The sequence below is a fragment of the Flavobacterium cupreum genome (assembly GCF_003996965.1).
Classification (GTDB): Bacteria; Bacteroidota; Bacteroidia; order Flavobacteriales; family Flavobacteriaceae; genus Flavobacterium; species Flavobacterium cupreum.
Genome location: NZ_QWDM01000004.1, coordinates 101,673 through 119,877 on the forward strand (window position 1 = coordinate 101,673; position 18,205 = coordinate 119,877).

General features: G+C 36.2%; 14 protein-coding genes, 2 tRNA genes and 1 pseudogene. 5 read left to right on the forward strand and 12 right to left on the reverse strand.

The window, feature by feature from the left end; genetic code table 11:
• Nucleotides 1-95: 95 nt before the first annotated feature.
• From D0817_RS07135 to rimP, 4 genes are all read right to left on the reverse strand, one after another.
• Entirely contained in the window at nucleotides 96-605 is a 510-nt protein-coding gene (locus D0817_RS07135; protein WP_127337716.1) for a DUF4920 domain-containing protein, read from the reverse strand.
• 148 nt (nucleotides 606-753) lie between these two features.
• Nucleotides 754-3,651 carry a translation initiation factor IF-2 gene (infB, locus tag D0817_RS07140; RefSeq protein ID WP_127337717.1) on the reverse strand — a complete coding sequence of 966 codons (2,898 nt, stop codon included), beginning with the start codon at nucleotides 3,649-3,651 and terminating at the stop codon, nucleotides 754-756.
• 48 nt (nucleotides 3,652-3,699) lie between these two features.
• Nucleotides 3,700-4,953, reverse strand: a complete 1,254-nt coding sequence (nusA, locus tag D0817_RS07145; RefSeq protein ID WP_127337718.1) for a transcription termination factor NusA — start codon at nucleotides 4,951-4,953, stop codon at nucleotides 3,700-3,702.
• Between the two features lie 13 nt (nucleotides 4,954-4,966).
• The gene (gene rimP, locus D0817_RS07150) at nucleotides 4,967-5,431 is read right to left on the reverse strand and encodes a ribosome assembly cofactor RimP (protein ID WP_167470930.1); all 465 of its coding nucleotides are present in this window, start codon (nucleotides 5,429-5,431) and stop codon (nucleotides 4,967-4,969) included.
• 175 nt (nucleotides 5,432-5,606) lie between these two features.
• Between rimP and D0817_RS07155 the strand changes: the two genes are divergently transcribed.
• The 3 genes and pseudogenes from D0817_RS07155 to D0817_RS07165 all read left to right on the forward strand — a co-directional run bounded on the left by D0817_RS07155 (nucleotide 5,607) and on the right by D0817_RS07165 (nucleotide 8,885).
• Entirely contained in the window at nucleotides 5,607-6,431 is an 825-nt protein-coding gene (locus tag D0817_RS07155; protein ID WP_127337720.1) for a universal stress protein, read from the forward strand.
• Between the two features lie 165 nt (nucleotides 6,432-6,596).
• Nucleotides 6,597-8,011: pseudogene (locus D0817_RS07160) on the forward strand (aldehyde dehydrogenase family protein).
• 61 nt (nucleotides 8,012-8,072) lie between these two features.
• Nucleotides 8,073-8,885: a helix-turn-helix domain-containing protein gene (locus D0817_RS07165; protein ID WP_127337721.1), complete on the forward strand. Its 813-nt coding sequence runs from the start codon at nucleotides 8,073-8,075 to the stop codon at nucleotides 8,883-8,885.
• Nucleotides 8,886-9,055: 170 nt separating this feature from the next.
• Here D0817_RS07165 and D0817_RS07170 read toward each other — a convergent pair.
• Nucleotides 9,056-9,126 (reverse strand) — tRNA-Gln (locus D0817_RS07170).
• A 96-nt stretch (nucleotides 9,127-9,222) separates the two neighbouring features.
• A tRNA-Gln gene (locus tag D0817_RS07175) sits at nucleotides 9,223-9,293 on the reverse strand.
• Between the two features lie 245 nt (nucleotides 9,294-9,538).
• Here D0817_RS07175 and D0817_RS07180 point away from each other — a divergent pair.
• Both D0817_RS07180 and D0817_RS07185 read left to right on the forward strand, forming a co-directional pair.
• Nucleotides 9,539-12,820, forward strand: coding sequence for a glycosyltransferase family 117 protein (locus tag D0817_RS07180; RefSeq protein ID WP_127337722.1), 3,282 nt, complete (start codon nucleotides 9,539-9,541; stop codon nucleotides 12,818-12,820).
• A gap of 94 nt (nucleotides 12,821-12,914) precedes the next feature.
• Nucleotides 12,915-13,553, forward strand: coding sequence for a polysaccharide deacetylase family protein (locus tag D0817_RS07185; protein ID WP_127337723.1), 639 nt, complete (start codon nucleotides 12,915-12,917; stop codon nucleotides 13,551-13,553).
• A gap of 24 nt (nucleotides 13,554-13,577) precedes the next feature.
• Here the strand turns inward: D0817_RS07185 and D0817_RS07190 are convergent, their stop codons facing one another.
• From D0817_RS07190 to D0817_RS07215, 6 genes are all read right to left on the reverse strand, one after another.
• Nucleotides 13,578-13,880 carry a thioredoxin family protein gene (locus D0817_RS07190; RefSeq protein WP_115843618.1) on the reverse strand — a complete coding sequence of 101 codons (303 nt, stop codon included), beginning with the start codon at nucleotides 13,878-13,880 and terminating at the stop codon, nucleotides 13,578-13,580.
• 72 nt (nucleotides 13,881-13,952) lie between these two features.
• Complete coding sequence (locus D0817_RS07195; RefSeq protein WP_127337724.1) at nucleotides 13,953-15,188, reverse strand: metallophosphoesterase; 1,236 nt, start codon at nucleotides 15,186-15,188, stop codon at nucleotides 13,953-13,955.
• A 186-nt stretch (nucleotides 15,189-15,374) separates the two neighbouring features.
• Complete coding sequence (locus D0817_RS07200; RefSeq protein ID WP_127337725.1) at nucleotides 15,375-15,563, reverse strand: hypothetical protein; 189 nt, start codon at nucleotides 15,561-15,563, stop codon at nucleotides 15,375-15,377.
• Between the two features lie 108 nt (nucleotides 15,564-15,671).
• Nucleotides 15,672-17,006: a sensor histidine kinase gene (locus D0817_RS07205; RefSeq protein ID WP_238160839.1), complete on the reverse strand. Its 1,335-nt coding sequence runs from the start codon at nucleotides 17,004-17,006 to the stop codon at nucleotides 15,672-15,674.
• A gap of 10 nt (nucleotides 17,007-17,016) precedes the next feature.
• Entirely contained in the window at nucleotides 17,017-17,691 is a 675-nt protein-coding gene (locus tag D0817_RS07210; RefSeq protein WP_127337726.1) for a response regulator transcription factor, read from the reverse strand.
• A 176-nt stretch (nucleotides 17,692-17,867) separates the two neighbouring features.
• Nucleotides 17,868-18,083 carry a hypothetical protein gene (locus D0817_RS07215; RefSeq protein WP_127337727.1) on the reverse strand — a complete coding sequence of 72 codons (216 nt, stop codon included), beginning with the start codon at nucleotides 18,081-18,083 and terminating at the stop codon, nucleotides 17,868-17,870.
• Nucleotides 18,084-18,205: the final 122 nt, after the last annotated feature.

Consider the following 18,205-nt stretch of genomic DNA (forward strand, 5'->3'; position numbering starts at 1 on the left):
GCCCAAAAACAAAATTAGGGTACTATTAAATAAAAAAAGCCTCAACTTTCGTTGAGACTTCATAAGTAGTTATTCATTTGAAATTAAAGAAGTGTTTAGTTCACCACCTTAATTCCATCAGCTACAAATCGAATTTCTTCTTTTGGTGTTATAATAGCATCAATTTCTGATTGCGGTTTTTTACCATCTTTCGCGTAATGCTTCAGCTCTTCAACAGAAGTGATCTTTTTCTCAGCAGTACCTTCTAAAACAACATTCTTTCCTTTCAAAGCGGTTGGTACAAAAAAGGCATAATCTTTCATCTTAACAAAGAAAGGAGAGCCGTCTTCTGTTTTAATAGTCAGCCAGCATCCTCTTTTTTCGCAAACATCAGTTACTAATCCTTTTACGGCAACATTTTCTACTTTTTTCGAATTCTTCAATCCACTTTCCAGTTTTTCAACCGATATTGCTTTGTTTTCAGATGCTTTAGAAACATCGGAACCGTAATAATCCCCTACTAATGCATTTCCTGCCGGTGGAGATTTCTTCTCTACAGCTTCTTGTGAAAAAGATAAAGTAGAAATACTTAAAAAAAGAAGTCCTGAATATATAAATCGTTTCATAGTCAAATAATTTTAATCAAAAATAATATTAAAATTTGAAATAAATAAAAATATTCCTGCATTTGAAAATAATGATACGGCACAAAAATAGAAGAACAAAAAAAAAGTCCCAACAAAAGCTGGGACTTTAAAATATAATTATTGAATTTTATTTCAATTTCTTTTTGATAGCAACTTCATGGTACGCTTCAATAACATCTCTTTCTTCGATATCATTGTAACCTTTAATCTGAATACCACAATCGTAACCTTTTGAAACTTCTCTTACATCATCTTTGAAACGTTTCAATGCCACAAGCTCACCTGTATGCACCACTACTCCTTCTCTGATCACTCTAATTTTAGAAGTTCTCATAATTTTACCATCCATTACCATACATCCTGCAATAGAACCTACTTTAGAAATTTTGAAGATCTCACGGATTTCAGCAGTTCCTAAAATTTCTTCTTTCATCTCAGGAGCTAACATTCCTTCCATTGCATCTTTCAAGTCATCGATAGCTGCGTAGATAATAGAGTAGTAACGGATATCGATTTCTTCTTTATCTGCAAGTTGTCTCGCATTTCCGGCAGGACGAACGTTAAATCCAATGATAATTGCGTCAGAAGCAGAAGCCAACATAACGTCAGTTTCGGTAATTGCTCCAACACCTTTATGGATAATATTAATCTGAACTTCTTCTGTAGAAAGTTTAGAGAACGAATCTGATAATGCTTCAACAGATCCATCAACGTCTCCTTTAAGAATCACGTTCAATTCTTTAAACTGACCAAGTGCAATACGACGACCAATTTCATCAAGGGTAATATGACGTTGTGTACGTACAGATTGTTCACGCATCAATTGAGAACGTTTAGAGGCGATTTGTTTTGCTTCTTTTTCGTCTTCAAAGACATTGAATTTATCACCTGCAGTAGCTGCACCATCTAAACCTAATACTGATACCGGAGTCGACGGGCCTGCTTCTTTAACGATATGTCCACGTTCGTCATGCATGGCTTTAATTTTACCATGATGCTTACCAGCCAACATATAATCCCCAACTTTTAAAGTTCCGTGTTGTACTAAAATTGTTGACACATATCCTTTTCCTTTATCTAAGAAAGCCTCAACAACAGTTCCCTGTGCTGCTTTATTTGGATTTGATTTTAAATCTAAAATTTCAGCTTCCAATAAAACTTTTTCCAGTAATTCTTTTACTCCTGTTCCAACTTTTGCAGAAATATCATGTGACTGAATTTTTCCACCCCAATCTTCAACAAGTAAATTCATACCGGCCAGACGCTCTTTGATTTTCTCAACATTCGCGTTTGGTTTATCAATTTTATTGATTGCAAATATAATTGGCACTCCCGCAGCCTGTGCGTGAGAAATTGCTTCTTTTGTTTGTGGCATGATATCATCATCCGCCGCTACTACGATAATAGCAATATCGGTCACCTGAGCTCCACGTGCACGCATCGCGGTAAACGCCTCGTGACCCGGTGTATCTAAGAATGCGATCTTCTGACCATTATCTAAAGTTACTCCATACGCTCCAATGTGTTGTGTAATACCTCCTGACTCACCAGCGATAACATTTTCTTTACGGATATAATCCAGTAAAGATGTTTTACCGTGATCGACGTGACCCATTACAGTTACAATCGGCGCTCTTACTACTAAATCTTCTTCTTTATCTTCAATTACCTCAATGGCGTCTTCGATATCAACTGTAATAAACTCAACTTCGTAACCAAACTCGTCAGCTACAATAGTTAATGTTTCAGCATCTAAACGCTGGTTCATGGTAACCATGATTCCAAGTGACATACAAGTTCCAATTACTTTAGTAATCGGCACATCCATCATGATTGCAATTTCACCAACAGTAACGAACTCGGTAACTTTAATTGTTTTACTTCCTTCGTCAATTGCTCTTTGCTCTTCATCAGATTTCTGACGGTGCGTATCTCTTTTATCTCTTCTGTATTTGGCTGCTTTTGATTTTCCACCTTTCCCCTGAAGTTTTTCAAGAGTCTCTCTAATTTGGTTTTTTACTTCCTCTTCCGTAGGCTCAACTTTAGCAACAATTGCAGGACGGTTTCCTTTTACAAAACCAGGTCTTGCACTTCTGTTAGCGTTAAAGCCTCCTCCACCTGTATTTGGTGTAATCTTATTAGGGTTTGGTGTTCCCGGCGCATTACCTGTTGCAGGTTTTGGCGCGCCCGGTGTTCCTGGTTTAGGAGCAATTCTTTTACGCTTATTTTTGTTAGCGTTATTTCCTGCACCCGGTGCACCCGGTTTATTTGGGGTTATCTTAGGATCTTCTTTCTTTTTCTTAGGCTTGTTAAATTGAGATAAATCAATTGTCTGACCTGTAAGTGTCGTTCCTGATAACTTTTGATATTGAGTAGTGATCGTCTCCTCTGCAGTTGCAGGATCAGTTGATACAACCGGCTCCTGAGCTACTTTTGGCGTCGGAGTTTCGGCATTCACTTTTACTTCTTTTTTCTCTGTAATAATAGGTTTTTCAACTTTATTCTCAGCAACTACAGGAGCTGTGGGCTCAGGCTGTACTATTTCTTTTTGAACAGGTTTTTCCTCTTGAGATGGAGCAGCAACAACAACTTTAGGCTCTTCCGCTTTTACCGGCTCCTCTGCAGGAGTAGCAACAGCCGCAGGCTTCTCTGGTTTCTTTGGGTTCAAATCTATCTTACCAACCTGAACAGGTCCCGTCACAACAGCTTTGGCTTTTATAACCTCTTGTTGTTTCTGGCGCTCTTCGTCTTGTCTGCGTTTGTCCTCAATTTCTTTCTCACGCTCTACACGTAATGCTTCTTTCTCTTTTCTTTTCTCTTCTCCTACTTCTTTAGAAGCTTCCTTATTCCCCTTATCGCCCGCAAATTGGCTTTGTAGGATATTAAATTCGCTATCAGAAATTTTTGCATTCGGATTTGCGTCAATAGCAATTCCCTTATCTTTTAGATAATCAACAGCTCTTTCTAACGAAATATTTAATTCCCTTAAAACCTTGTTTATTCTTATTACTCTCTCTTCAGACATATAACCTTTTTATTATTACCTTTTTCGTTGTGTTGTTAGAGCAGATAACTAGCTATCAAACTCTTCTTTTAGTATTTTCATAACATCAAGAATAGTTTCCTCTTCTAAATCTGTTCTTCTTACTAAATCTTCTACTTCTTGTTTTAAAATACTTTTTGCAGTATCTAATCCTATTTTAGCAAATTCTTCTATTACCCAGTCTTCGATTTCATCTGAAAACTCTGTCAATTCAACATCGTCTTCATCTGCAGTTGCACCCGCAACGTCTCCTTCACGAATAACGTCTAATTCGTAACCTGTCAGCTGACCCGCTAATTTTATATTATGACCGCCTCTACCAATGGCTTTAGAAACTTCTTCCAGTTTTAAGAACACTTCGGCTCTTTTATTTTCCTCATCAATTTTGATAGAAGAAACTTTTGCAGGGCTTAATGCTCTTGTAATAAACAATTGAATATTACTTGTATAGTTGATTACATCGATATTCTCATTTCCTAACTCACGAACAATTCCGTGAATACGGGATCCTTTCATACCCACACAAGCTCCAACAGGATCAATTCTGTCATCATAAGAATCTACCGCTACTTTTGCTTTTTCACCCGGAATACGAACTACATTTTTAACGGTAATCAAACCATCAAATACTTCCGGAATTTCCTGTTCAAATAATTTCTCCAAAAACTTCTCAGAAGTTCTTGACATAATAATCTGAGGTTTGTTTCCTTTTAATTCAACGCTTTCAATGATTCCGCGAACGTTATCTCCTTTACGGAAAAAGTCGGATGGGATTTGTTTTTCCTTTGGAAGTACAATCTCATTTCCTTCATCATCAACAAGAATTACAACTCTTGGACGTACGTGATGTACTTCTGCGGTGTAAATATCGCCAATAATATCTTTAAATTGCTTATAAAGATTCGTATTATCGTGTTCATGAATTTTAGAAATCAGGTTTTGACGCAAGGCCAAAATAGCTCTTCTTCCTAAATCAATCAATTTAACTTCTTCGGAAACTTCTTCACCAATCTCAAAATCCGCTTCGATCATTCTGGCTTCAGTCAGGGTAATTTCTTCGTTTTCAAAATCCAGATCTTCATCAGCAACGATTACTCTTCTTCTCCAGATCTCCATATCTCCTTTGTCGGGATTTATGATAATATCGAAGTTATCATCAGAACCGTATTTTTTCTTCAATGCATTTCTGAACACATCCTCTAAAATTGCCATAAGCGTTACACGATCAATAAGTTTATTATCTTTAAACTCTGAGAATGAATCGATTAATGCTAAATTTTCCATGCGAATTCTTTAATTAAAATGTTACTGTAACAATTGCCTCTTTAATTTCTGTATAAGGTATTTGTTGCTCTTTTTGAACTGTTTCTTTTCCTTTTCCTACTTTTTTCGGTTCTCTTGCTTCCCAAGACAAAATTATAAAAACATCGTTAGCTTCCACTAATTCTGCCTCAATTTTTTCAGTATTTGTAGTAACAATCAACGTTCTACCAATATTTTTCTTGTATTGCCTTGTCATTTTCAAAGGAGATCCTACTCCAACTGATGCTACTTCCAGCGAAAAATCCTGCTCTTCACGATCCAGATTATTCTCGATTGCACGACTAATATCGATACAATCCTGCAATGCCACTCCGTTATCACCGTCTAAACCCACACTGATTTTAAAAGAATCCGAAATAGATAAATCAATCAGAAAGACTGATGGCTTTTCCAGAAGAGCTTCTGTAATTAATGCGTTTACTTTTTCTTTAAATGTCATAATTTTATAAAAAGAGGGGACACTTAGTCCCCTCATTATTTAGATTTTAATAAATAACGGTGCAAATATAGTGTTTTTTTTATAAATCAAAATAAATAGATAGCGAAGAAAATATTTCTTATCTTTATGTAAGCATTAAAATAAAGGAAATTCACACTAATTAATCCCGAAAATTATGAAACGAATTCTACTACCTACTGACTTTTCAGAACACGCAGAAGACGCCTTAAAAGTTGCTTCTCAAATTGCCAAAAAAAATGGTTCTGAAATCGTGATTTTACACATGCTCGAACTGCCTCATCAAATGAGTGACGCTATTACCGGGGGTGCAAGCATTCCGGAAACCATGCTTTTCATGAAAAAAGCCAACGAAATGCTTGATGAAGTTTCCGCAAGGCCTTATCTGGATGGAATTCCTGTGACTGAAATTGTAAAAATGGATAAACCTGTCCACGGCATCGCACAAGTGAGCAAAGATTACGAAATAGACTTAATCGTAATGGGATCACACGGCAATTCGGGTGTAGAAGAATTATTAATAGGATCGACCACTGAGAAAGTAGTGCGCAATTCAGAAATTCCGGTTTTAGTGATCAAAAAAGACATCCCCAACTTTAATCCGGGAAATATTATTTTCGCATCAGATTTTTCGGACGAAAGCAAAAAACCCTTCGAAAAATTTTTAAACTTCATCCAATTCTTCGATTCAAAAATACACCTGGTTACGATTTGTACACCCAATAGTTTTAAACCAACACATACCATCGAAAAAGCCATGAATGAGTTTGTCGCTGAATTCAACCTGACCAACTATTCTACTCATATTTATAATGACACCAATATTGAAAAAGGCATTATTAACTTCTCCAATTCCATAAATGCTGATATTATCGGAATGTGCACACACAGAAGAACGGGATTTGCTCATTTTTTTAACGGAAGCATCAGCGAAGGCTTAGTTAATCACGCTATACGACCAGTCGTTACTTTTAAAATTTAAAAAAGTTCGGTTTGCAAATCATAAAGCTTCTCGTCTGAGAGGCTTTTTTTTATTTTCAACCCATCAAAAAATGAGCTTTTAAACAAAGTCACTTTGAGCTTTTCAACAAAGCCGAACCTTACATTTCTACCGACCTTTGTCAAATAAAATCATAAATAAAAAAACATGAGAACAATTGACAAAATTTACATCAACGGAGCGTTTGTACCCCCTATAGGGAAAGATCGTTTTAACCTTATCAGCCCTACTACCAATAAAAAATTAGGGGAAGTCGTTTTAGGAAATACTGAAGACACTCTTAACGCAATCGACGCAGCAAAAAAAGCTTTTAAGACTTTCTCTAAAACTACAATAGCGGAAAGAATTACGTATTTACAAAATCTGCAGGCCTCCATCGAAAAAAGAAAACAGGATTTTATTGATATTACAGTTGAAGAATACGGAGGAACTTTTCAGTTTGCCACGATCAGCTATAGTTACATGCTAAATAGTTTCACCTCAGCGATCAAACTTCTAACCACTTATACTTTCAACAAAACAATGGGTGAATCTGAAGTTCAAATGACACCTGTTGGCGTCGTGGGAATTATTATTCCGTGGAACTCGGTTTTATTTGCGGAAAATTAGCCACTGCCATCGCTGCGGGCTGTACAGCTGTAATCAAACCAAGTGAAATGAGCGCTCAGCAAACCCAGCTGATACTGGAATGTTTTCACGAAGCCGGATTACCAAAAGGTGTGTTTAATATTGTGAATGGCCTGGGCGAAGTTGTTGGCGCGGAAATTAGCCGCAATCCCGATATCGCAAAAATTTCGTTTACCGGCTCCACTGTTGTTGGAAAAATGATCGCCAAAGAAGCCGTGAATACCATGAAACGCGTTACTCTGGAATTGGGCGGAAAATCACCGAATATTATTCTTGACGATGCCGATTTGTCAAAAGCAATTCCGATGGCAATCGCCGCCGCGTTTATGAATAGCGGACAGGCCTGTATTGCCGGAACACGTTTATTAGTACCGGAAAACAAATTAGAAGAAGTAAAAAATCTGGTGACAGCTGTAGTATCTAAAACTATTGTTGGTGATCCTAAAAACGAAACCACGTCAGTCGGACCAATGGTGAGTCAAAAACAATACGAACGTGTACAAAATTACATCAAGATCGGGATTGATGAAGGCGCTGAAATACTAATCGGCGGTCTAGGAAAACCGGAAGGACTGGAAAACGGAAACTTTGTAAAACCAACCGTTTTTGTAAACGTAAATAACCAAATGAGGATTGCAAGAGAAGAAATCTTCGGACCGGTTTTATCTATTATCACTTATAAAACAGAAGAAGAAGCTATCGAAATCGCCAATGATACCACGTACGGATTACAAGCTTATGTAAGTTCCGAAAACGAAGAGAGAGCCTACAATGTTGCCTCCCAAATAAACGCAGGACGTGTTCAGGTTAATGTACTCGGACATGACCCGATGGCGCCTTTTGGCGGATTCAAACAATCGGGTATCGGGAGAGAATTCGGGATTCTGGGCTTAGAGGCTTATTTGGAACCGAGAACATTGATTAGAAAACAATAACTTTCAGGCGCAGAAAATTTTACAAAACGGATTTTCTGTGTCTTTTTAGTAACTTTACAGTATGTCACCGATCAAAGTAAATACAAAACCCAGGATATTGTACTCGTGTTATTATGCACGCAGTCGTGAAGGAGAACATTTTATACCCGAGCATGTTTTTAGCTACCAAATTTCAGGCGAAATGATTGCTTCTGACAGCAAAAAGACCTACCATTCCAAAGCGGGCGATTTTCGGATCAGCAAAAGAAATCATCTGGCCAAGTTTGTAAAAATCCCGCCGGAAGGAGGCGAATTTAAGGTAATATCATTGTTTTTGGATCAGGAAATCCTGCGTGAAATCTACCACGAGTATCAATTTAAAATTGAGAAGAAACCTGACGAAGCCGCAATAATTCCCTTAAATCCCCATCCGCTCTACCAGTCTTTTATGACTTCACTCCTGCCTTATCTGGAAGTTGAACAGAAAAACAATGAAGTTTTATTTAATTTAAAAATCAAAGAAGCCGTTCATCTTTTACTCAAAGTAAACCCTGAACTAAAAGACATCTTATTTGACTTTAACGAACCCGGCAAAATTGACCTGGAAGCTTTCATGAATAAGAATTTTCATTTTAACGTACACCTTACCCGCTTTGCTTATCTGACCGGAAGAAGTTTAGCGACCTTTAAAAGAGATTTTCAGAAAGTTTTTCAGGAAACACCGGGAAAGTGGCTGCTGAACAAAAGACTTCAGGAAGCTTATTATCTTATTAAGGAAAAAGGGAAAGCACCAACTGATGTGTATTTGAATGTTGGTTTTGAAGATTTGTCTCATTTCTCCTTTTCATTCAAAAAGAAATTCGGAGAAGTTCCTTCTTCTCTGCTTCATAAATAATATTCTGTAAGTGTAGATTCAACCGCAATGGGCGCAGTGAAAAAAACGCAAGGTTCGCAAAGCTATATCCAAAACTCTGCGAACCTTGCGTAAATCTTTGTGCCATTTGCGGTTGCAAAACCGCTAAATTTAATACATAAAAAAAGCCTCCCGATTGAGAGGCTTTTATGTTGGTCTACAAGGACTCGAACCTTGAAAGACTGCACCAAAAACAGTTGTGTTACCATTACACCATAGACCAGCAGTGCTGTTAAGCGAGTGCAAACTTAAATCTTTTTTTTAGTTTGCGCAAATTTTTTACGCATAAAAAAAGCCTCTCGAATGAGAGGCTTTTATGTTGGTCTACAAGGACTCGAACCTTGAAAGACTGCACCAAAAACAGTTGTGTTACCATTACACCATAGACCAGCAATGCTGTTAAGCGAGTGCAAATTTAAAGCTTTTTTTAGTTTGCACAAACTTTTTGATGAAAAAAAATCATTTTTTTTCATTTTTCTTCCTTCAAAATCTACAATATTCATGCAAGTATTTCACAAACAATATATTACTCCTACGAAATACTTTTGTAGAATTTTTTGTTAATGCCCTATTCTTTACGCAAAAAAACATTTTCTTTGTAGGATAGAAAACAAACAAAATTTTAACACCTAAATATGGCACAATTCAATTTCAATAAATGGAATACAATTATTGGTTGGTTTGCATTTGCAATCGCTTTAATTACTTATACACTAACTGTTGAACCTACAATGAGCTTTTGGGATTGTGGCGAATATATTGCTACAGCAGCCAAATTAGAAGTGGGGCACCCACCCGGAGCTCCTTTATTTCAAATGATGGGCGCTTTCTTTGCCATGTTTGCTATAGACAATCAGCATGTGGCCGTAATGGTAAATATGATGTCTGTTTTCTCAAGTGCCTTTACTATTCTGTTTTTATTTTGGTCCTCTTCTATGATTTTGAAAAAAATTATAGCCCGTTTTGCCGAAATCAATCAGAATAATTCAATTGTTATTTTAGGAAGTTCTTTTGTGGGCGCTCTGGCTTATACTTTTTCAGACAGTTTCTGGTTTAATGCCGTTGAGGCTGAAGTGTATGCAATGGCTTCTTTATTAATTGCATTGCTTTTCTGGCTCGGACTTCGCTGGGAACAGGATATGGATCAACCAAAAGGGAATAAATGGTTATTGGTTATTTCGCTTGTTATCGGTCTTTCGTTTGGAGTTCACTTCATGGCGTTGCTTACCATTCCTTCAATAGGATTTTTATATTATTTTAAACATTACGAAAAAGTTACGATCAAGAACTTTCTAATTGCCAACGTTGTGGTGATCGGTATTTTGCTGTTTATCTTCAAATTACTTTTACCGTTAACAATGGCTTTCTTTGGAAAAACGGAAATTTTCATGGTAAACAGCATGGGATTGCCTTTTAACTCAGGGACCATTTTTGTTGCGTTGCTTTTTGTTGCTTTCTTTTATTTTGGATTAAAGTTTACCAAACAAAAAGGGCTTGTTTTCTATAACACTATCATTCTTTGCGTATTATTTATCTTAATAGGTTTCTCCACCTGGATGATGCTGCCGGTTCGTGCTAACGCCAATACCGTAATTAACGAAAACAAACCATCTGATGCCATAGAAGTTTTAGCGTATTACAATCGTGAGCAATATGGTGTAAACCCATTGTTTTACGGACCTCAATATACAGAGGTTTTTGCAGGTCTGGATGCCGAAACACCTTATTTAGACAAAAATCCAAACTACGAAAGAGATTATAAAACCGGTAAATACATTATTACCAATAATTATAAAAACGCGGAACAGAATACAGACGACAATCAAAAGACGATTCTGCCAAGAATGTGGAGTACTGAAACAGGACATATTCAGAACTATATAAGTTTTACCGCTCCCCCAGGTTTCAAAATAAATCCAAATTATCCTTACGAAGATGATTTGGCAAAATACGGAATTGACGCCAGTCAGCTAAGCGAAGAGGAATACAATAAAGCTACCGCCCAATTGCGCAATGAAGTAGAGAAAACAGTTTCTGAATTCAGAAAAGCGTATGCTCAAAAACAAATTGACAACGAAGGTTATATCAAATTCCTGAAAAGTTACGGAGATTACTTAATTATCGAAAAACCGACAACTGTAGACAACTTTAGTTTTATGTTCGAGTACCAATTCGGATATATGTACTGGAGATACCTGATGTGGAACTTTGTCGGTCGTCAAAACGACATTCAGGGAAAATACGATAACTTAGACGGAAACTGGATTAGCGGAATTAAAGCACTGGATTCCTTACATCTTGGCTCTCAGGACAATTTACCTTCTGATGTGCTAAACAATAAAGGAAGAAACGTTTATTTCTTCTTACCTTTTATTTTAGGACTGATCGGACTTATGTATCATGCCAATAAAGACCTTAAAAGTTTTTATGTGCTTTTGGCTCTATTCCTGTTCACCGGAATTGCCCTGAAAATTTACCTGAATGAAAGGCCTTTTGAACCTCGTGAAAGAGATTATGCACTTGTAGGATCCTTTTATGTCTTTGCCATCTGGATAGGATTTGGAGTCTATTCTCTATACGAAAGTATCCAGAAATACATTGCACCAAAACTTGCAGGCCCAATCATTATTGCCGGAAGTTTACTGGCAGCCCCGGTTTTAATGGCTTCTCAAAACTGGGATGACCATGACAGATCAGGCAAATATACGGCTGTGGCAATGGCAAAAGCGTATTTAACTTCCTGTGATAAAGATGCTATTTTGTTTACCATTGGAGACAATGATACTTTCCCGTTATGGTATGCCCAGGAAATCGAAGGTATACGAACAGACGTGAAAATCGTAAATACGAGTCTTTTCATGACCGATTGGTACATAGATCAGATGAAAGCCAAATCGTATGAATCCAACCCGCTGCCAATATCATTTAAACATGATGAATATGTGGGTGACAAACTGGATTATGTGGCTTACATTCAAAAAATAGAAACACGTTGGAACATCAATGACTTTATAAGTTTTATTAAAAACCCAAAATCAACTGTAGGGTTACAAAACGGACAAACGATTCATTTTTACCCAACTAATAAAATCAGGGTCCCTGTTGACAAAGATTTAATCATTAAAAATAAAATTGTCAATCCTAAATACAATGACTCTATTGTTCCTTATATGGACATTAACATCAAAGGAAGCGCATTATACAAAAACCGCTTAATGATGCTGGATATTTTAGCCAACAACAACTGGAAAAGACCAATTTACTTTAGCGGAGGTGCTTTTGATGATGAAGATTATTTGTGGCTGAAAGACTATTTGCAACTGGACGGAATGGTTTACAAATTGGTTCCTGTCAAAAACACCCCTTCCAAAGAAGGCGGGCCAATGGATATGGGTCAAATTGATGCCGATAAAATGTACGATATTGTAATGAAATGGGATTGGGGCAACAGTGAGAGCACTACAATTTATCACGATCCTGAAACAAGAAGAAACAGTATCACGTACCGTACCAATCTGTCCCGTTTAATGAATCAGCTTATTGAAGAGGGAAAAATTGACAAAGCTAAAAAAGTTATCAATTTAGCCATGACAAAAATGCCTTTGGACAAATTTGGATACTATTCGTTAGTTGAACCTTTTGCCGGAGGATATTATAAAGTTGGAGAAAAAGCAAAAGCACAGGATCTGCTAACTAAACTGGTTCAGAAATACAAAGAAGAACTTAATTATTACGCGACATTAAGCGCTTCCGACCAAACTGACTTGGCAATTGACATTATTACCGAAATTGAGCGTTACAGAAGCTTACTGGAAGTAATGAGAGACAATAACGACAAAGCGTTCTACGAAAAACACAAAGTGACTTTTAATACTTATGTAAATGTTTTCGAACGTTTTGGAAGAGAAAAAGAATAATATACGGAAATATTAGCAATTAAAAAAATGTAGCGCTGTTAGAAAAATAGCGCTACATTTTTTATTTTTACATATCACTAAATCATTTTACAAAATGAGCTTCTATTGGGTAAAAACAAATACATTCATCAAAAAGGTGTTTTCTAAATATTGTTGGGATATTCCGAACAATGAAAAGAAAATATACCTCACGTTTGATGATGGCCCAACTCCTGAAGTTACGGACTGGGTTTTATCTGAATTGAAAAAATTTGATGCAAAAGCTACCTTTTTTTGTATCGGAAAAAACATAAAAGCAAATTCCTCCTTATTTGAAAAGCTGATTACCGAAGGTCATTCCATAGGAAATCATACCATGAACCATATTAACGGATGGAAAAGTAAAACGAATGATTATATTGAAAATGTAAAAAATTGTGCTAAGGTTCTTTCAGAAGAAAAAAATCTAAACCCGTTGATATTTCGTCCTCCTTACGGGAAGATAAAAAAAGAGCAATCTAAGATTTTAAGAAACCTGGGCTATAAAATAGTAATGTGGGATGTTTTAAGCGCTGACTTCGACCAGAGCATTACACCTGAAAAATGCCTTGAAAACGTTACAAAAAATGTAAAGTCAGGAAGTGTTATTGTTTTTCATGACAGTGTAAAAGCTTCACAAAATTTAAAATTTGCCTTACCTAAAACACTGCATTTCCTAAAAGAAAACGGATTTTCTTTTGATATTATCCATTAAAATAATATCCTGCAATCCTTGGCATTATACGTTGAACTGATCCTGAACAATTCCGATTATCGTATTGGCATCAAGCTCCCCTGACTGTCTCCAGATCATTTGTCCTTCTTTGTAAATCATTAAGGTAGGAAGTCCTTTTATACGTAATGCCTCAGCAAGTTCCTGGTTTTTATCTACATCAATTTTAATGACTTTGGCCTTATCGCCAAGTGCAGCAGCCACATCCTTAATAACAGGATGCATTGATACAGATGATTCGTTCCAATCCGTGTAAAAATCAATTAACACCGGAACCTGAGCATTTATAAGTTCTCCAAATTTTGACATAAAACCAAAAATTTAATTCTTTTAATCTATTAAAAAGAGATAGTTTAATACAAATGTAGCATTTTTAACGAATTAAGCCACATTCTTGCCTTTTTTTAGTTCAATGACCGTTATTTCAGGCATAATACCCACTCGTCCCGGGTACGCATGAAAACCAAAACCGCGGTTCACATACACATATCGCCCCAGCTCTTCATACAATCCCGCCCACTGTTTGTAAATATATTGCGCAATACTCCATTTAAAATAACCCGGTATTTCGATACCAAACTGCATTCCGTGAGTATGTCCTGACAATGTCAGATGGAAGTTTTTAGGATGGTTCTTGATTTCATATTCCCAATGGCTTGGATCGTGACTCATTAAGACTTTAAAATCATCCTGAGTTACATTTTGTGACGCCTTGTTCAAATCACCGGCTTTCTTGAAATTCTGCCCCCAGTTTTCTACTCCGATCAGTGCAATTTTATCATCACCTTTTTGGATATAAGAGTGTTCATTTAACAGCAATTTAAAACCGATCTGACCGTATAATTTTTTAATGGCTTCAAAATTTTCCGTTTTTTCTACTTCTGAAGGCCATGTAACATATTCACCGTAATCATGGTTTCCTAAAACGGAAAACTTGCCGTATTTATAGTCTTTTATCCTGCTGAAAGTTTCTAACCACGGATGCATTTCTTTTGCATGTGTATTGACGATATCTCCCGTAAACAAAATCATGTCTGCTTCCTGCTCGTTGATCAGGTCAATCGCATAACTGATCTTTTCCGGATTATCAAAACTTCCGCTGTGAACATCCGAAATCTGAGTGATTTTAAAACCATCGAAAGCATCCGGAAGATCCGGGAAAAATATGGTCTGTTTAATTACTTTGTAATTATACTTCCCCTCAAAAATCCCATAGATTAAAGATAAAAAAGGAACCGCAGCCAATCCTAAACCAATTTGACTGATGAATTTTCGCCTTGACGGAATAGCGGCTGATCCGCTTGAATTGTAAACAAAATAATTTACTATTCCTGCTCCTACCCTAAAAATATCTTCGCCGAACATAATAAGCGTAAGGACAATTTTTGGCACATAAACCATCAGCATCAGACCAGTAGTAAACATAAACTGTCTCGTTTGTCCAACGGAGCGATCTACCTGCGAAAAAGAATAGATGATAAAAATTAAAAGCAGTACACTTATAATTTGATAACTGACCAAAACCCATCTTAGTTTGATTAAAGTACGAAAGGCCTGGTAAGAATAAAACTCAATAAATAAAAATAGAGCACATAGAATTATAAAACGAATGATCATTTAGGTATAGTTTTAAGCAAAGTAACAAAGAATGAATTTTTTATTGCTTTTTATTATCAAAAATTTAACTCAAATATAAATCAAAAGGCTGATAAATTTCTTTACCAGCCTTTCCCTCTGTTTAAAATTATCTTTATTAGTATTCAGGCCTAATCAAATGCTATGAAACCAAATAAAAATTCTGCTTTATTTTTTTGCTTCTGCTTTAGCCGCTTCTGCTTTAACCTCTGCTTTTTTAGCTTTTTTCTCTGCTCTTTTCTCTTTTTTAGGCGCTTTAGCTTCTTTTACCGGAGTGGTTTGTGCCGGAGCGGTCTGAGCGTTTACCATTGCTGTTGTTCCTAAAATTGCTACTGCTAACATTACTAATTTTTTCATGACTTTGAATTTTATAAATTATTATTATTTGATTATTTATAAGCCAAAGATAGCATCAGTAAATGAAGACAAAATGAAGATTTGATGTATTAAAAAAATAACTTACAATTAGTTTTTTGCCGTTTCCGGAAACAAAAGAGTGAATGTCGTTCCTTCGCTAATTACAGAAGTCACTTTAATTTCTATATGATGAAAATTGGCAATACTATCTGCAATCGTCAGCCCCAGGCCTTGTCCGTCCTGATCTGAGTTGATCCGCGTAAACCTGCTGAATATCTTTCCGATTTGGGAAGGATCCATCCCAATTCCTGAATCGGCAATAGAAATAAAATAGTGTTTATCTGAGAATCCGTCAGTAATTGTAATTTTTCCTTTTGGGGTATTGTATTTAATTGCATTTGTGATCAGATTGTAAATGAGAATATGAATCAGTGTTTTATTTCCTTTAAAACTAAAATCATGCTTCATTATATTCAAAAATTCAATTTGTTTATCTTCAATTCTGTCCTGAAGATCTTCCTGCATGTCTGTTATGATTTCGTAGAAATGAATCTCTTCTTCGGTTGTATACTGGTTGTTTTCGATTCTGGAAATCAACAGCAGATTATTGATGATTTTTTTCAGCATGTCCAATGTCTTTAAAGAACTTGCGATTTTATCCACCGCATTATCATCTAAAGAATCATTCTGCAATAAATTTTCCAGTTTATTTTTGAGCAGGGCAATGGGGGTCAGAAGTTCGTGGGAAACATTCGAGATAAATTGTTTTTCTTTTTTAAAAAGTTCTCCGATACGATCCATCATCTGATTCAAAACCAGATCCAGCTCCATGAAATCACTTGATTTTGCCTTTATTGGCGTGTGATCGAAAGTTTCGGGTTCATTGACGCGTCGAATTTTGGTATCAATAATGTTGTAAAAAGGTTTCAGCAGATATTCAATATAAACGGTATCTGCCAGAAATGTAACGAGAAGAATAATCACCAGGACAATAATAATAAACAAACGGATGATAAATGTAAGGTCATTTACTTCGCTAAGGTCACTGCCAATTTCCAGCTGATATCCTTCTTTTTCATAGGTAAAATGATATTGGAGAATTCGGTATTCGTTCTCTTCTCCTTCAATAACGCGATAATCATTGCTAAAAGTGGTTTCTTTCTGACGGGGTTTTACCGGAACTTTCGAAAGTACCAGAAATTCACTGTGCAGCGTAGAAAATTGCGAATATGTTTCCGTCGAATCACCGGAATTTTCGATAAAATCATTAATCTCTTCCTGATTTAAGTGGTCAATGAATTTTTTCTTTTTTTCCAGCAATCCATTATTGATATGGCTGTACACTACATTTTCAACCAAAATGGGCAACATTAACCATAAAACCAAAATCACCAACAATCGTGTCAGTGCATTAAAAATTGCCAATTGGTGTTTTATCTTCACAGTATCTTATTTACTCGTTAATTCGGTAGCCGACATTTCGGACGGTTTCAAACCAGCCGATATCAGTATGTTTGTCTAACTTTTTCCGAAGATTCCGGACATGAACATCGATAAAATTTGAATCTGAATTAACTTCAAGAATATCCCCCCAGATATGTTCCGTTAATTGCAATCTGGTAATGACCCGATTTTTGTTCAATACTAAATATTGAAAAATATCAAACTCTTTTTTGGTCAGATTAATGGGGATATCGCTGTAACTTACTTTATAATCCTGCAATTGTAACGAGAAACCATGAACCAGTAAGTCATTTAAGGTAAAACCGTGCATTCTCCGAATAACAGCGAACAATCGGGCGCTCAGTTCCGTTAAGGCAAAAGGTTTTGTCAGATAATCATCGGCACCAAGATGCAAACCATTAATCCTGTCGTCTAATTCGCCACGGGCCGTAATGACAATGACAGCCATTTTTGATTTGGTTTTCCGAACGGCTTTCAAAACCTCAAAACCATCGCCATCAGGCAATCCAAGATCGAGCAGCATGGCATCGTAATCATTACTGTTTACGTCTTCTAAAGCATCACTGCAATTATGCACAATCTTGCACACATAACCTGTGTTCGACAAAAAATCAAACACTTCTGCAGCAAGTTCTTTATTATCTTCAACAATTAAAATATTCATATTTACAGATTCTAAGTGCAACTAAAATTAAGCAATTCTAAAAAGCCATGTTGCTTATTATTACAAAATTAACGAATCAAAAAAAAGCCGATAAATTTCTTTATCAGCTTTCTCCATAATTATCATTTCTGTTTTGCTCCCCTTACAATTCTTCAAAAGCAAAACAAAAACAACTCTTATTTTTTCATGGCAGGTGTTTCTGATTTCGCGGCTTCTTTTTTATCAGAATTCGCTTTTTTATCAGATTTTTTTCTGGGATGTTTTGTAGCTTTAACCTCTTTTGTCGGAGTTGCTTTAACTTCTTTAACAGGGCTAACTTTTACAGCTGGAAAGGCATGTACCATTGCTGTGGTTCCTAAAACTGCTACGAGTAACATTAAAAAATTTCTCATGATTTCTACAATTTAAATTAATAACCTTTTAATTACAGATCAAATTTACCTCTGTAAAATGAAGACAAAATGAAGAAACCGGCCAGTTTAGAAATTTTAACTTCAGATTAACTTAGCAGGGA

Coding starts and splice junctions, on each gene's coding strand:
- nusA (WP_127337718.1), bottom strand. CDS start 4,953: ATGGAAAATTTAGCATTAATCGATTCATTCTCAGAGTTTAAAGATAAT.
- D0817_RS07215 (WP_127337727.1), bottom strand. CDS start 18,083: ATGAGAAATTTTTTAATGTTACTCGTAGCAGTTTTAGGAACCACAGCA.
- D0817_RS07165 (WP_127337721.1), top strand. CDS start 8,073: ATGTCACCGATCAAAGTAAATACAAAACCCAGGATATTGTACTCGTGT.
- rimP (WP_167470930.1), bottom strand. CDS start 5,431: ATGACATTTAAAGAAAAAGTAAACGCATTAATTACAGAAGCTCTTCTG.
- D0817_RS07190 (WP_115843618.1), bottom strand. CDS start 13,880: ATGTCAAAATTTGGAGAACTTATAAATGCTCAGGTTCCGGTGTTAATT.
- infB (WP_127337717.1), bottom strand. CDS start 3,651: ATGTCTGAAGAGAGAGTAATAAGAATAAACAAGGTTTTAAGGGAATTA.
- D0817_RS07135 (WP_127337716.1), bottom strand. CDS start 605: ATGAAACGATTTATATATTCAGGACTTCTTTTTTTAAGTATTTCTACT.
- D0817_RS07210 (WP_127337726.1), bottom strand. CDS start 17,691: ATGAATATTTTAATTGTTGAAGATAATAAAGAACTTGCTGCAGAAGTG.
- D0817_RS07200 (WP_127337725.1), bottom strand. CDS start 15,563: ATGAAAAAATTAGTAATGTTAGCAGTAGCAATTTTAGGAACAACAGCA.
- D0817_RS07155 (WP_127337720.1), top strand. CDS start 5,607: ATGAAACGAATTCTACTACCTACTGACTTTTCAGAACACGCAGAAGAC.
- D0817_RS07185 (WP_127337723.1), top strand. CDS start 12,915: ATGAGCTTCTATTGGGTAAAAACAAATACATTCATCAAAAAGGTGTTT.
- D0817_RS07195 (WP_127337724.1), bottom strand. CDS start 15,188: ATGATCATTCGTTTTATAATTCTATGTGCTCTATTTTTATTTATTGAG.
- D0817_RS07180 (WP_127337722.1), top strand. CDS start 9,539: ATGGCACAATTCAATTTCAATAAATGGAATACAATTATTGGTTGGTTT.